General features: G+C 63.2%; 15 protein-coding genes. 5 read left to right on the forward strand and 10 right to left on the reverse strand.

Annotation, left to right across the window (positions count from 1 at the left end):
• Positions 1-36: 36 nt before the first annotated feature.
• Entirely contained in the window at positions 37-1,380 is a 1,344-nt protein-coding gene (gene pabB / locus JLK41_RS13885; protein WP_210389159.1) for an aminodeoxychorismate synthase component I, read from the forward strand.
• Positions 1,381-1,455: 75 nt separating this feature from the next.
• On the opposite strand, the gene thrH is transcribed toward pabB, so the two are convergent.
• Positions 1,456-2,073, reverse strand: a complete 618-nt coding sequence (gene thrH / locus JLK41_RS13890) for a bifunctional phosphoserine phosphatase/homoserine phosphotransferase ThrH (RefSeq protein ID WP_047593108.1) — start codon at positions 2,071-2,073, stop codon at positions 1,456-1,458.
• A gap of 176 nt (positions 2,074-2,249) precedes the next feature.
• Between thrH and JLK41_RS13895 the strand changes: the two genes are divergently transcribed.
• Complete coding sequence (locus JLK41_RS13895; RefSeq protein ID WP_037047737.1) at positions 2,250-2,870, forward strand: phosphoadenosine phosphosulfate reductase domain-containing protein; 621 nt, start codon at positions 2,250-2,252, stop codon at positions 2,868-2,870.
• Between the two features lie 63 nt (positions 2,871-2,933).
• On the opposite strand, the gene cysB is transcribed toward JLK41_RS13895, so the two are convergent.
• The 5 genes from cysB to JLK41_RS13920 form a co-directional block, all read right to left on the reverse strand.
• Entirely contained in the window at positions 2,934-3,908 is a 975-nt protein-coding gene (gene cysB / locus JLK41_RS13900) for an HTH-type transcriptional regulator CysB (RefSeq protein WP_037047738.1), read from the reverse strand.
• 107 nt (positions 3,909-4,015) lie between these two features.
• Complete coding sequence (locus JLK41_RS13905; RefSeq protein WP_037047740.1) at positions 4,016-4,516, reverse strand: universal stress protein; 501 nt, start codon at positions 4,514-4,516, stop codon at positions 4,016-4,018.
• 121 nt (positions 4,517-4,637) lie between these two features.
• Entirely contained in the window at positions 4,638-5,543 is a 906-nt protein-coding gene (locus JLK41_RS13910) for a 5'-nucleotidase (RefSeq protein ID WP_210389160.1), read from the reverse strand.
• A gap of 4 nt (positions 5,544-5,547) precedes the next feature.
• A complete protein-coding gene (locus JLK41_RS13915) occupies positions 5,548-6,504 on the reverse strand; it encodes a putative 2-dehydropantoate 2-reductase (protein ID WP_210389161.1) in 957 nt (318 codons plus the stop codon).
• Positions 6,504-6,890 (reverse strand): YbbN family protein, encoded by a 387-nt coding sequence (locus tag JLK41_RS13920; RefSeq protein ID WP_037047746.1) that lies wholly within the window; start codon positions 6,888-6,890, stop codon positions 6,504-6,506. Before JLK41_RS13920 ends, JLK41_RS13915 begins: the two co-directional genes overlap by 1 nt.
• Here JLK41_RS13920 and JLK41_RS13925 point away from each other — a divergent pair.
• Both JLK41_RS13925 and JLK41_RS13930 read left to right on the forward strand, forming a co-directional pair.
• Positions 6,889-7,302 (forward strand): PilZ domain-containing protein, encoded by a 414-nt coding sequence (locus tag JLK41_RS13925; RefSeq protein WP_037047747.1) that lies wholly within the window; start codon positions 6,889-6,891, stop codon positions 7,300-7,302. The two genes, JLK41_RS13920 and JLK41_RS13925, sit on opposite strands and share 2 nt — an antisense overlap.
• 214 nt (positions 7,303-7,516) lie before the next feature.
• The gene (locus JLK41_RS13930; RefSeq protein ID WP_037047749.1) at positions 7,517-8,593 is read left to right on the forward strand and encodes a 3-deoxy-7-phosphoheptulonate synthase; all 1,077 of its coding nucleotides are present in this window, start codon (positions 7,517-7,519) and stop codon (positions 8,591-8,593) included.
• Positions 8,594-8,655: 62 nt separating this feature from the next.
• Here the strand turns inward: JLK41_RS13930 and JLK41_RS13935 are convergent, their stop codons facing one another.
• Both JLK41_RS13935 and JLK41_RS13940 read right to left on the reverse strand, forming a co-directional pair.
• Complete coding sequence (locus JLK41_RS13935) at positions 8,656-8,934, reverse strand: GNAT family N-acetyltransferase (RefSeq protein ID WP_037047751.1); 279 nt, start codon at positions 8,932-8,934, stop codon at positions 8,656-8,658.
• A 131-nt stretch (positions 8,935-9,065) separates the two neighbouring features.
• A complete protein-coding gene (locus JLK41_RS13940; RefSeq protein ID WP_210389162.1) occupies positions 9,066-10,439 on the reverse strand; it encodes a GntP family permease in 1,374 nt (457 codons plus the stop codon).
• A gap of 270 nt (positions 10,440-10,709) precedes the next feature.
• Here JLK41_RS13940 and oprI point away from each other — a divergent pair, with 270 nt between their 5' ends.
• Entirely contained in the window at positions 10,710-10,961 is a 252-nt protein-coding gene (gene oprI / locus JLK41_RS13945; RefSeq protein WP_037003984.1) for an outer membrane lipoprotei OprI, read from the forward strand.
• Positions 10,962-11,018: 57 nt separating this feature from the next.
• Here oprI and JLK41_RS13950 read toward each other — a convergent pair whose 3' ends face one another.
• Both JLK41_RS13950 and JLK41_RS13955 read right to left on the reverse strand, forming a co-directional pair.
• Positions 11,019-12,221 (reverse strand): ISL3 family transposase, encoded by a 1,203-nt coding sequence (locus tag JLK41_RS13950; RefSeq protein WP_179553486.1) that lies wholly within the window; start codon positions 12,219-12,221, stop codon positions 11,019-11,021.
• Between the two features lie 180 nt (positions 12,222-12,401).
• Positions 12,402-13,358: a L,D-transpeptidase family protein gene (locus JLK41_RS13955; RefSeq protein WP_210389163.1), complete on the reverse strand. Its 957-nt coding sequence runs from the start codon at positions 13,356-13,358 to the stop codon at positions 12,402-12,404.
• Positions 13,359-13,365: the final 7 nt, after the last annotated feature.

Raw genomic sequence — 13,365 nt, forward strand, 5'->3', positions numbered from 1 at the left:
TACAATCGCCCTTTCAGCCAATTCCCGACTGCCCGCATGCCCAGTTGTTCTCTGCACCCTCTTCCCTACCGGACGGACCCTGGCGACTATTTCCAGCGCATCCGCCAGGCCCCCGGCGCCGTGTTGCTGGACGCCGGACGCCCGAGTGCCAAGCGAGGACGCTATGACCTTATGAGCGCATGGCCATTGGCAGAACTGGCGCCCGCGCACGACGAATCGGCCAACGCTTTTCTGCAACGCCTGCGTGGCGCGTTGCACAGCCTCGGCAACGCCGAGGCGCCGAGCGCAATGGAGCTGCCATTCGTCGGCGGCTTGATCGGCTACCTCTCCTACGACTTCGGTCGGCGCCTGGAAGCGCTGCCCGCACACAGCGTCGATGACCTCGCCCTGCAGGATGCGCGCTTCGGCCTGTATGCCTGGGCGCTGATCAGCGATCACCAGCTCGGCACCAGCCACCTGCTGTTCCACCCCGCACTGCCGCAGGCCGAACGGCAGCGTCTGCTGGCACTGTTCGAGGCCCCGAGCCGCGAGGACCAGGCGAGCTTCCGGCTGTCCCAGCCGTTCCAGGCCGACATCGACGAGAATCACTACCGCCAGGCGATCGAGCGCATCCAGCAGTACATCCTGGCTGGCGACTGCTACCAGGTGAACTTCGCCCAGCGCTTTCAGGCCCCCTGCGAAGGCGACCCATGGGCGGCCTACCTGGCGCTGCGCCAGGCCTGCCCGACACCGTTCTCGGGCTTCCAGAACCTGGGCGATGGCAACGCCATCCTCAGCCTCTCGCCGGAGCGCTTCCTCAAGGTCAGCGAGGGCCAGGTGGAAACCCGTCCGATCAAGGGCACCCGCCGTCGCGGCGTCGATGCCGTGGACGACCTGGCCCAGGCCGAGGAGCTGCTGGCCAGCCGCAAGGATCGCGCCGAGAACCTGATGATCGTCGACCTGCTGCGCAATGACCTCGGCCGCAGTTGCCGTATCGGCTCGGTGAAGGTACCTGAACTGTTCGCCCTGGAGAGCTACCCCAACGTGCACCACCTGGTCAGTTGCGTGACCGCCGAGCTGGCGCCCGGCAAGGACGCACTGGACCTGATCGCCGGCAGCTTTCCCGGCGGTTCGATCACCGGGGCCCCGAAGATCCGCGCCATGCAGATCATCGACGAACTGGAGCCCAGCCGGCGCGGCCTCTACTGCGGCTCATTGCTGTACCTGGACGTGCGCGGCGAAATGGACAGCTCCATCGCCATCCGCAGCCTGCTGGTCAAGGATGGCAAGGTCAGTTGCTGGGGCGGTGGCGGCATCGTCGCCGACTCGGCCTGGCAGGCCGAGTACCAGGAGTCGGTGACCAAGGTGAAGGTCCTGCTGGAAACGCTGGAACGCCTGTAGCCCAACGCGAGCAGCAAGAAAAACGCCGCGATTTCTCACGGAAATCGCGGCGTTTTCAAGACAGCAGTTGGGCGGTCACAGGCTCAGCGTGCGATTCGACGCCTTGAGGAATTCCTGCTTGAGGTCGGCATAGCTGTGCACCGCCGGGAACTGCGGAAACTCGCGGATCACGTTGTCCGGGGCATGGAACAGGATGCCGGCGTGGGCTTCGCTGAGCATGGTGGTGTCGTTGTACGAGTCGCCCGCGGCGATCACGCGGTAGTACAGGCTCTTGAAGGCGATGACCGACTGGCGCTTGGGATCCTTCTGGCGCAGCTGGTAGCTGACCACGCGATCATGCTCATCGGTGATCAGGCGATGGCACAGCAACGTCGGAAAGCCGAGCTGACGCATCAGCGGCTGGGAGAACTCGTAGAAGGTGTCGGAGAGAATCACCACCTGGAAACGCTCACGCAGCCAGTCGACGAACTCCACGGCGCCTTCCAGCGGCTCGAGCGTGGCGATCACGTCCTGGATGTCCTTCAGTTTCAGGCCATGCTCGTCGAGGATACGCAGGCGCTGCTGCATCAGCACGTCGTAGTCGGGAATGTCGCGGGTGGTCGCCTTGAGCGACTCGATGCCGGTTTTTTCCGCAAAGGCGATCCAGATTTCCGGGACCAGTACACCTTCCAGGTCGAGACACGCGATTTCCACAGGACACTCCTCGGTTGAGCCAAAAAGGGAGCCGGCACTCTAACGAGTGGGCGGTGGTCACGCAATCCGCGCGGCTTATAACTGCATGAAAGGTCATAGAAGTAGCTTGTTATTTAGAAGCATAACCAGCCTTTGTTAAGATCGCGCCCTCACGCACACGATCTGGAGTCCTCAGCATGGAACTCGACCTGGACGCGCTCAATGCCGAATTCGGCAACCAGCCTGAAAAGCTGGTTCAGTGGGCCATCGGGCTGGGCAAACCCGCCATCTGCACCACCAACTTCCGCCCGTTCGAAGCGGTGATCCTGCACATGGTCAGCCAGGTCAAGCCGGACATTCCGGTGGTCTGGATGGACAGCGGCTACAACACCGAGGCGACCTACCGCTTCGCTGACGAGGTGGCCCGCAAGCTCAACCTCAACCTGATCACCTACCTGCCCAAGCGCTCGCGCGCTCACCGCGAGGCCATCGACGGCCCGGTCCCGGCACTGGACGATCCGCGTCACGCCGCATTCACCGAAGAGGTGAAGCTCGAGCCCTTCGCCCGAGCCCTGCGCGAAACGGCGCCCAGCGTCTGGTTCACTGCCCTGCGTGCCACCGATACCGCCGTCCGCGCGCAGATGGACCCGGTGAGCATCAACCCGGACGGCCTGATCAAGGTCGCACCGCTGCTGCACTGGACCTCCAAGGACCTGTACCAGTACCTGGTCGCCCATGACCTGCCGAACGAGTTCGACTACTTCGACCCGACCAAGGGCGAGGACAACCGCGAGTGCGGCCTGCACCTCAGCCACTGAGTGGCAGGTAGCTGAAACGAAACATGGCGCCCCAGGGCGCCATGTTTCGTTTGCATCGCAGGCTCAGTGCACCGGTAGCTTCACGCCCTCGAACAGCTCTTCGAGTTCGGACTTGTTGTGGCACTGCACCGCCTTGGCCAGCATCTCACGGCTGAGGTGGGGGGCGAACTTCTCGATGAAATCGCACATGAAGCCACGCAGGAAGGTGCCCCGGCGAAAACCGATCTTGGTCACGCTGGGCTCGAACAGCTCGTCGGCGTCCAGCACCACCAGGTCCTGATCGAGTTTGCTGTCGACGGCCATCTTGGCCACGATGCCCACGCCCAGATTGAGGCGCACATAGGTCTTGATCACGTCGGCGTCGGCTGCGGTGAACACCACCTTGGGCGTCAGCCCACGGTGACTGAAGGCCTCGTCCAGCTTCGAGCGCCCGGTGAAACCGAACACGTAGGTCACGATGGGATGTTCGGCGAGCGCTTCGAGCGTCAGCTTCGGCAGCTTGGCCAGCGGATGCCCCTGCGGCACCACCACGCAGCGATTCCAGCGGTAGCACGGCATCATGATCAGGTCGTTGAACAGCTCCAGGCCCTCGGTGGCGATGGCGAAGTCGACGCTGCCATCGGCGGCCATCTCGGCGATCTGCGTCGGCGTGCCCTGGTGCATGTGCAACGAGACGTCCGGGTACTGCTTGATGAAGGCACTGATCACCGGCGGCAAGGCGTAGCGCGCCTGGGTGTGCGTGGTGGCGATGGACAGGGTGCCCTTCTTCTCGTTGGAGAATTCCTGGGCGATCTGCTTGATGCTTTCCACCTTGCGCAGAATCTCTCCTGCGGTGGTGATGATCCGCTCTCCGGCGGGGGTGACACGGGTCAGGTGCTTGCCACTGCGGGCGAAGACTTCCACGCCCAGCTCATCCTCGAGCAAGCGAATCTGCTTGCTGATCCCTGGTTGCGAGGTGTAAAGGCTTTGAGCGGTAGCCGATACGTTGAGGTCGTGGTGCGCGACTTCCCAGATGTAGCGCAGTTGCTGAAGCTTCATAGATTTCCCTCAGAGCAGTAAGGCAGGCCAGCAGCCTGTCAACGCCTTATATAACCATATTATTGGTCTAATACATCAGCATAGATCGTTTTATTAGTTACACCCTCCTACAAGTCACCATGTCCGCGATGCTGCAACATGGGCACCAGGTACACCGGTGCCTCCGATAACTGCACGATACGCGCGGCCGTACGCCCCAGCGGCACCGCGAGATCCGCGCCATGGCTGTGACTGCCTACGACCAGCAGATCCACCCCAAGTTTCTGCGCCTCCTCGAGAATCACCGTTGGCGGATCGCCCTGCAGCACTCGCACCGCGCGAATCAGATGCAGGTCCTGAAGCCCGTCCCCCAGCTCATCCCGAAAGCCTTCCAGAACACGCTGCTCGATGCTGGCCATGACCGTACCGAGGCCGTTGCGGCGCAACTCGTCCAGGGTGTCTTCATCCAGGTAGGTCTGCAGCACGGACTCGGCGAACAGCCCCATGGGTTCGACGGCATGGACGACATAGAGATCGGCCTTGAAACTGCGGCTCACCGCCAGGGCGTGCTGCAAGACGTAGGAGGCATAAAGCCCCAGATCGGTGGCATAGAGTATCGAGCGAATCACGCGGCCTCCTTGACTGCAGACGCAGGCCCTTGTTTGAGCTTAGCAGCGCATCAGACAAAGCAAGGTCGGCGGCGTTATTTAGGACGAATGGCTATATGCAAGGTGGCAGCGGCCACCAGATTCAAGGCTGCGACTCGTTGCTCACCCCGTGCGGCACGTGCCCCGTGGCCACTACCTGGCGGGCCTTCTCGCAGTGCCCGGTCTGGTCATCGAAGAACACGTCGGCCGCGAACGCCTCGAGCACCGCCGACTTGTCCAGCCCGCCGAGGAAGAAGGACTCGTCCAGGCGGATGTTCCATTCGCGTAAGGTGCGGATCACCCGCTCATGCGCCGGCGCCGAGCGTGCGGTCACCAGTGCGGTGCGAATCGGGCAGTCCGTCTCGGGAAACTCCTGCTGCAGGCTGTGCAGCGCCGCGAGAAACGGCTTGAACGGCCCGCCAGGCAGCGCCTGCCGCGCCGCCTCGCGCTCGTGGCTCTGGAACGCATGCAGGCCAGCGCTCTGGTAGACGCGCTCGGAGTCATCGGAGAACAGCACGGCGTCGCCGTCGAAGGCGATGCGCAGCTCGTTGCTGTTCGCCCGCCGCGTGCCACCCGAGAGCAGCGTGGCGGCACCGAAGCCGGCCTTGAGCGCATTGCGCACGTCATCGGCATGGGTGGAGAGAAACAGATGGCAACCAAAGGCTGCCAGGTAAGGGTCGGGGCTGCGTCCACCGACGAACGCCGCGCGCGAGATGCCGAGGCCGTAGTGCTGGATCGAGTTGAAGGCGCGCAGCCCCGTGTCGGCGCTGTTGCGCGACACCAGGATCACCTCGACGCGCTGCTCGCTGAGGCGCTGATTGAGGCCCAGCAGTTTCTCCACCAGGGGGAAGGCGTCACCCGGCATCAGGACCTCGTCCTCGTGCTCGATCTGATAACGGCGATAGGCTTCCACCCCCTCGCTTTCATAGATCTGGTGGCTCTCGCTCAGATCGAACAATGCCCGCGAGGAAATCGCCAGCACCAGCTTGTCGCCCAACCCCTTGCCCATATGCTCAGGCCTCCCCGCGCGCCTGGATGAAACGCAGTGCCTGATACAGCGCGCGCACCTTGGGCATGTCGACGCCAGCGGCGTCGGCCGCAGCCAGAGGTGCTGCGTAGATGGCATGCAGCTCTGCCGGGCGGCCCTGGGCGAAGTCGTGGTACATGCTCGGCAGGTAGTCGGGCATCCGCTCGGTAGCGGCCAGCAGCTTGCTTGCGTACTGCTCCGGCATGCCGTGGCCGAGTGCCTGCGCGGCCTGCACCACCTCCTGCATGATGTCGCCGATCAAGGCGCGGCTGTCGGGGTTGGCCATCAGGCGCCGCGTGTCGGCATCGAGCAGCACGGAAAGACCGTTGTAGGGCACGTTCCACACCAGTTTCTGCCAGCGCGTCTGGGTCAGGTCACGCATCGGCGTCGAGTCCAGCCCGGCGCTGCGCAGCAGGTTCGCGCCCTCTTCCACCAGCTCCAGACGCGACGCCTCGTCACCTGCCGGCCCGGAGTGGTACGCCAGGTTGATCGCGCCCAGCGCCTGATGCTCGATCACGCCAGGCGCACTGCGATGGACACAGATGTAGCAGAGGCCGCCGAGCAGGTGCAGGCCGTCCGGCAGCAGTGGACGCAACTCGTCCTCCACCGCCAGGCCGTTCTGCAACAGCACGACCCTGGCGCCGGGAGCGGCAGCCCTGGCGATGAGCGGAGCCAGCTCGGCGTTGGCCGTGGTCTTCGCCCCCACCAGCAGCCAGTCGCAGGGTGGCATGTCCTCGATTCGCCGGTAGGCCTGCGCCGGCGCCAGGGTCAGCGCGCCGTGCACGCTGCTGTTCAGGCGCAGGCCCTGTTCGGCCACCGCGGCATATTCGCTGCGCAGCAGGAAATGCACGTCATGTCCGGCCTTGGCCAGCAGCAGCCCGTAGAAGCCGCCGATGGCCCCCGTGCCGATGACGCCGATGCGCGGTGCTGGGGTTTGAGACATCAAGGTAGCTCCTCAGCCGGACGACGCAGAGCCTCGTCCATGGCGGTGATCAGATCGGAATGAGTGAGACGGGCGCGCAACGCGCCAAAGAAATGGCCATCGCGAACCAGAAACAGCGCCGGCAGGTGAAAAACCTCGTAGCGCGTCACCAATCCGGCGTTATGCCCAGCGTCGATCCAGCACAGACGCTCGATCGGCAAGCCCAGGCCAGGCAGCACCTGACGCGCCCAGCGGCAACTGGCACAGCCCGTGCTTGTGAACACGACAAGCGACGTACCGGAAAGATCGAGCAGGCGGCGGTCGGCATCCAGGTCGGTCAGTTCCAGTTGCGTCGCTATACTGAATTCACTGATATCAGTTTGCCTGCATTCGAGGTCGGTGTTCATGCGTAAGTTTCTGCGTCATCCAAGCGACATGCCGGTGGAACTGGTGTTGCGCAAGAAGGCCTGCATACCCAGGCAGCGGTTGAACAATATCAGCCTGGGCGGGGTGGCATGCAACTCGACGCGCGGCTTTCGCCGCGGCACATCGGTCGAGCTGCGCATTCCGCTGCTGGGCGAGCTGGCGCGCTACCCCGGCGTCGTGGCCTGGTGCCGACGCCTGGAGAACGGCTACCTGGTGGGCATCGCCTTCATTGACGAAGACACCCTGTTTCGCGCACGCATGGTCGAACAGGTGTGCCATATCCAGCACTATCGACAGCAACTGGAACAGGAATCGGGCCACGCCGTCGCCATCGAGCAGTGCGCCCAGGACTGGATCGCCAAGCACGCCGCCGAATTCCCCTACCTCGCCTGACGGTGTTCCGCCCTCCCGGACACGCAGGAAGCGCAACACCCTCTCGCAGCGATACGCCGCCTCTATGACGCTCATTGGACTCATCGCCCATTGTCGCGCAGCCGCGTACGCGCTAAGGTTCGGCTCCCCCTGCACAAACTAGCTGTGCACCGCCTCAGGGGGCCCCTGGCGGCCGGCACCCGTGACCCGACGACCTGACCCGATGAGTAGCACGATGGCTGATTTACCGATCGACGACCTCAACGTCGCTTCCAACGAAACCCTGATCACCCCCGATCAGCTGAAACGCGAGATTCCCCTGACCGATGCCGCCCTGCAGACCGTATCCCATGGTCGCCAGGTGGTACGCGACATTCTCGATGGCAAGGATCATCGCTTGTTCGTGGTAGTCGGCCCCTGCTCCATCCACGACATCAAGGCAGCTCACGAATATGCCGAGCGCCTCAAGGTGCTGGCCGCCGAACTGTCCGACAGCCTGTTCCTGGTCATGCGCGTGTACTTCGAGAAGCCACGCACCACGGTCGGCTGGAAAGGCCTGATCAACGACCCCTACCTGGACGACTCGTTCAAGATTCAGGACGGCCTGCACATCGGCCGCCAGCTGCTGCGTGACCTGGCCGAGATGGGCCTGCCCACCGCCACCGAAGCGCTCGACCCGATCTCGCCGCAGTACCTGCAGGACCTGATCAGCTGGTCGGCCATCGGCGCCCGCACCACCGAATCGCAGACGCACCGGGAAATGGCTTCGGGCCTGTCCTCGGCAGTCGGTTTCAAGAACGGTACCGACGGCGGCCTGACCGTGGCGATCAACGCCCTGCAGTCGGTCTCCAGCCCGCACCGTTTCCTCGGCATCAACCAGGAAGGCGGCGTATCCATCGTCACCACCAAGGGCAACGCCTACGGTCACGTCGTGCTGCGTGGCGGCAACGGCAAGCCGAACTACGACTCGGTCAGCGTCGCCATTTGTGAGCAGGAACTGACAAAAGCCGGCATCCGCCCGAACATCATGGTCGACTGCAGCCATGCCAACTCCAACAAGGACCCGGCTCTGCAACCGCTGGTGCTGGAGAACGTGGCCAACCAGATTCTCGAAGGCAACCAGTCCATCGTCGGCCTGATGGTGGAAAGTCATCTGGGCTGGGGCAACCAGTCGATTCCGAAGAACCTGGACGATCTCAAGTACGGGGTTTCCATCACCGATGCCTGCATCGACTGGGACACCACCGAGAAGACCCTGCGCAGCATGCACGCCAAGCTCAAGGATGTGCTGCCCAAGCGTCAACGCGGCTGATCGCCACAGCAGTAACGAAAACGCCGGGCAATGCCCGGCGTTTTGCTATCGACGCTACGCGCTCAACTGGCCTGATGGCGTTGACGACGCTCCATGTAGCGCTCGACGTAGGAGCAGGACGGAATCACCGTGTAACCCTGGCCTTCGGCGTAGCGCAGGGCATGTTCGGTCAGTGCCGCAGCGATACCGCGGCCGCGCAGTGCGTTGGGTACGAAGGTTCGATAGATGTCCAGCGTCTGCTTGCCCAGATCCATATAGGCCAGATAGGCACGATCACCTTCGACGGTGGTCACGAACTGATGACTCGCCTGGTCATGGTGAATGGACAACCCTTCGCTCATCTTCTCTCCTCTAGCCGCGAAACACTCGCGACACATCTTTACTTCATACCGGCGCTTCGGCAAAAGCGCAAATGCGATTCCTGCCTGAACGACTGCAAGCTGACAAGTCTAACACAGGCCAAACCCGCCAATCAGAGGCTCAGCAGCCCGATGCAGAGCAGCGCGGCCAGCACCGGAATCAGCACCGTGATGACGAAGATGTCCTTGTAGGCCTGCTTGTGAGTCAGGCCCATGATCATCAGCATGGCGATCACCGCGCCACAGTGCGGCAGCGAGTCCAGCCCACCGGCGGTGATAGTGGCGATACGGTGCAGCACTTCGGGCTCCAACCCCATTTCCAGGTAGCGCGGCGCCAGCGTCTGCATGAATATCTGCAGGCCGCCGGAAGACGAACCGACGATGCCCGAGACCACGCTGACGGAGGCAAACACGGACAACAGCGGCGGTAGCTCCACCGCCAGCACCCACTGGGCGAACTGCGCGAAGCCCGCCGTCTGCGTGACCACACCGCCAAAGCCGATCACCGCAGCCGTATTGAGCAACGGCATGATCGCGTCGTCCGCGCCCTGCCCCAGCAGGCCAAGGGTATTGCGACGCAATGCGGGAAACAGCAGCACCGCCACGCCCGTGGCGATCACCAGGGCCAGGCTCGGCCAGAGGATCGGCTGCGCCAGACTGAATGCCAGCAACCGAGCGAACGCGCCCTCGCCGGCAGTCGCCAGGCCGGAGAGCGCGAGCAGGCGCGGCAGCAGAATCACCCCCAGCACCACGACGATCGGCACCAGCGCGACACCCCAATGCGGCCCGCTGCCCGGCACGCCCGCCAACTGCTGCATACGCTCGTCCTGGGCATTGGCCTCGAAGCCCTCGCCGCGTTCACGGGCCAGGCGCCACTCGCGCTGCAGGTAGGCCATCCCCAGGCCGATCATCACCAGCGAGGCGAACAGGCCGATCCACGCTCCCGCGAACAGGTCGGTGCCCAGGGCACTGGCGGCGATCACGTTATGGATGGACGGCGAACCGGGCAGCGCCGTCATGGTGAAGGTTCCGGCCCCCAGGGCGATGGCCGCGCAGAACAGACGCTTGGGCAGGTTGGCCTCGCGCATCAGGGTGATACCCAGCGGATACATGGTGAAGATCACCACGAACACGACGACGCCGCCGTAGGTCAGCACCGCACACACCAGCATCGCCACCCAGAGCGTGCGCTGCGTGCCCAGTCCCTGAGTGATCGCCTGAGCGATGCTGCTGGCCGCCTGACTCGCTGCCATCACCTTGCCGAAGATGGCGCCGCAGAGAAACAGCACGAAGAACTTGCCGGCGAAGGTGAATGCTCCCAGCGGGCCGAACGGGAAATGCTCTAGCAGGGCCTTGGGCACCGCCACGTCGTTGCTCAGCGCGACCAGGATCGAACACGACAGCGCGGCGATAAAGATGTTCACCCCGCGCAGCGCCATGAAGATAAGTAGCGCCAAGCCCAGTAACAGCCCCAAATTCCCCAGCATCTGCATACCCCACTTTATTGTTTTAGTTCTGAAGACGAGACAGTTATAACAGTTCGTACAGGCCCTGTGCCGCCACTGCGGCAAAACTGGCTGTTTTTTAAGCAACCCCCATACTTTCTAGCTTTCAGCCTCACATAACGGAAAAAAAAAGTGCAACTCTTGCTCCAGCTCCGTTTACTTACTAAAAGTAATAGGTAGTATGTAGGCCGGCTAATTTCCCGCAGTTGGGAAATTGCTTTTTATGGAAAACTCCACCTCAAGGGGAACACGATGAACAACGTTCTGAAATTCTCTGCTCTGGCTCTGGCCGCAGTTCTGGCTACCGGTTGCAGCAGCATGTCCAAAGAAACCGAAGCTCGTCTGACTGCTACCGAAGACGCAGCTGCTCGCGCCCAAGCCCGTGCCGACGAAGCCTACCGCAAGGCTGATGAAGCCATGGCTGCCGCTCAGAAAGCTCAGCAGACCGCTGACGAAGCCAACGAGCGCGCTCTGCGCATGCTGGAAAAAGCCAGCCGCAAGTAATTCGCGACTCGGTTTTTCGAAAGCCGGCCCAGTTCACTGGGCCGGCTTTTTTATGGTTCATCGCGCTTTCCCGGGGAAGGCGGCCTTGATTTTCAGGAAGAAGTAGTCAGAGTCCCGGAAGCCATAGGCCATCCGCTTGATCACCTTGATGCGGTTGTTCACGCCTTCCAGGACGCTGGTGTGCAGGGGGAAGCGGGCGCTTGCGAGGATGCCACGGGCGTATTTGCGCAGATTCCGGGCAAAGCGTTGGAGCGGCGCCAGACCGCTGTCCCGAGCATGCCGCAGCCAACTTCGCCAGCGCCGCCAGCCCTCCCGCACATTGGGGGCGTACCAGACTTCCTTTAACGCATCCTTGAGCACGTAGACCGTGGCCAATGGCTGGTTGGCGGCGAGCAACTCTTGCAACTGCACGGCTTGGCCGTCCTTCAGGTTTTCGCGATTGCGCAGCAACAGCCAGCGGCTCTGCTTGACCACCTTGCGTGCCGGTTTGTCATCGCGCAGGAGATTGGCCTGGTCGACGCGGATACGGTCGATCACCTCACGCCCGTAGCGCGCCACCACATGGAACAGGTCGTACACCACTTCGGCTTGAGGGCAGTGCCGCTTCACCTCCAAATCGAAGGCGGTGTTCATGTCCATCGCCACCGCTTCGATCCGTTGGCAGCGCTCGCCCAGTAACTCAAAGAATGGGCGGATCGCCTCGCGGCTGTTGCCATGACCGACCCATAGCACCCGCGTGCGCTCGGCATCCATGATCACCGTGGCGTAGCGATGGCCTTTGTGCAGGGCGAACTCGTCCATCACCAGGCAACGCACATCACCCGGCTCGAAGGTGCCGACGGCGGCATCCAGCCGACGTTTGTCGAGTTGCTTGAGCGTGTGCCAGTGTATGCCGGTGAGGCGGCTGACGTGGCTGATCGGCAGCAGTTGCAGCAAAGCCTCGAGCCAGGCCTGCAAGCGCCGCGTCAGACGTGACGCCGGCTCCAGCCAGGCGATCCGCTCGGTCACCCGCCCACAGCGCAGGCAGTCAACGCGGCGCACAGGCACCTGGAGCAGAACGCGCTGATCCAACAAATCCCGATCGCGTATCCGACGCAGTCGGCGCTCGTGGATCAGCGGACAAGCTTGGCCGCAGCGCCCACATTCGGGGATGGCGTCGGCTTGAGGCTTGAGTTCGATCAACAGGATGTTGTCGGCAGAGGGGCGACAGGCGACGACTGCGTAGCCTGGCCAGAACTGGGCAAGATCAATAGGATGCACGGTGGCAGCAGGGCGTGGGGGTTGGTTCGTTTGGCGACTGCCAATTTACCCACTTCCCTGACTGTCAATGCGCTCTTCCCCCAGACTCCGCGAAGAACCTTTTTTATTGCCGCGACAACCGCCCCGCAGGCAATGAAAAGCCCGCCGGCACGAATGCGGGCGGGCTCGGTCAGCAACGAATCAGAGTGACGTCGAATTGCTGGCTACCGCGTTGTCGACCTGCGCGGCGATGGGCACCGGCATGCCATCTTCGGCGGCGACCACTTCGCGCACCATCTCCCAGTCCAGGCGCAGGCCACTGAGTTCGTCACGCTTGAGCAGCGCGTTGATCACTGCCGTGTGCTTGTCGACGACGGAGGCGTTGCCCTCGTCGTCCAGGGGCGCATGCGCTTCCAGGTATACCTTGCCGTCGCTCACTCCGAACTTGTAGGGCTCGTTGACGATGCGCACCGGCGTACCCACCGGCACCATCGCGGCAAGCTCCAGGACATTGTGGTTGAGCATGCGGAAGCATCCATGGCTGACACGCATGCCGATGCCGAACTTCTTGTTCGAGCCATGGATCAGGTAACCGGGGAACGACAGCGTCAGCTTGTACGGGCCCAGCGGGTTGTCCGGACCTGGCGGCACCAAGGTCGGCAGGTGGTCACCTTCGGCGGCGTGCTCCTCGCGAATCGACTTGGGCGGGTACCAGGCCGGGTTCGGCGTCTTCACGGTCACGCGACCGGCCCCCAGCGGCGAGCCCCAGCCTTCACGACCGATACCCAGGGGGAAGGTGTGCACGACGTCCTGCCCCTTCGGGAAGTAGTACAGGCGGTATTCGGCCAGGTTGATCACGATGCCTTCGCGCGGCCCGGACGGCAGCACGTAACGGGTTGGCAGAATGACTTCGGCGCCCTCACCCGGCAACCAGGGGTCGACGCCCGGGTTGGCCGCGACCATTTCCAGATAGCCCAGGTCGTTGGCGGTTCCCAGATCTGCAAAGGTGTCTTCGTACTTGGCCTTGATCACCTGCACCTGGCCGACCACGTCCTCACCAGGCGCGGGCAAGGGAAATTCGAGCGCCTGAACGGTTGCACTGGAGCACAGCGCGAGCAGAGTCAGACAGCGGTTGACCGCAGAGAAGCGCGACAACATCCGGGAT

It is taken from the genome of Ectopseudomonas khazarica (assembly GCF_017915135.1).
Taxonomy (GTDB): Bacteria; Pseudomonadota; Gammaproteobacteria; order Pseudomonadales; family Pseudomonadaceae; genus Aquipseudomonas; species Aquipseudomonas khazarica.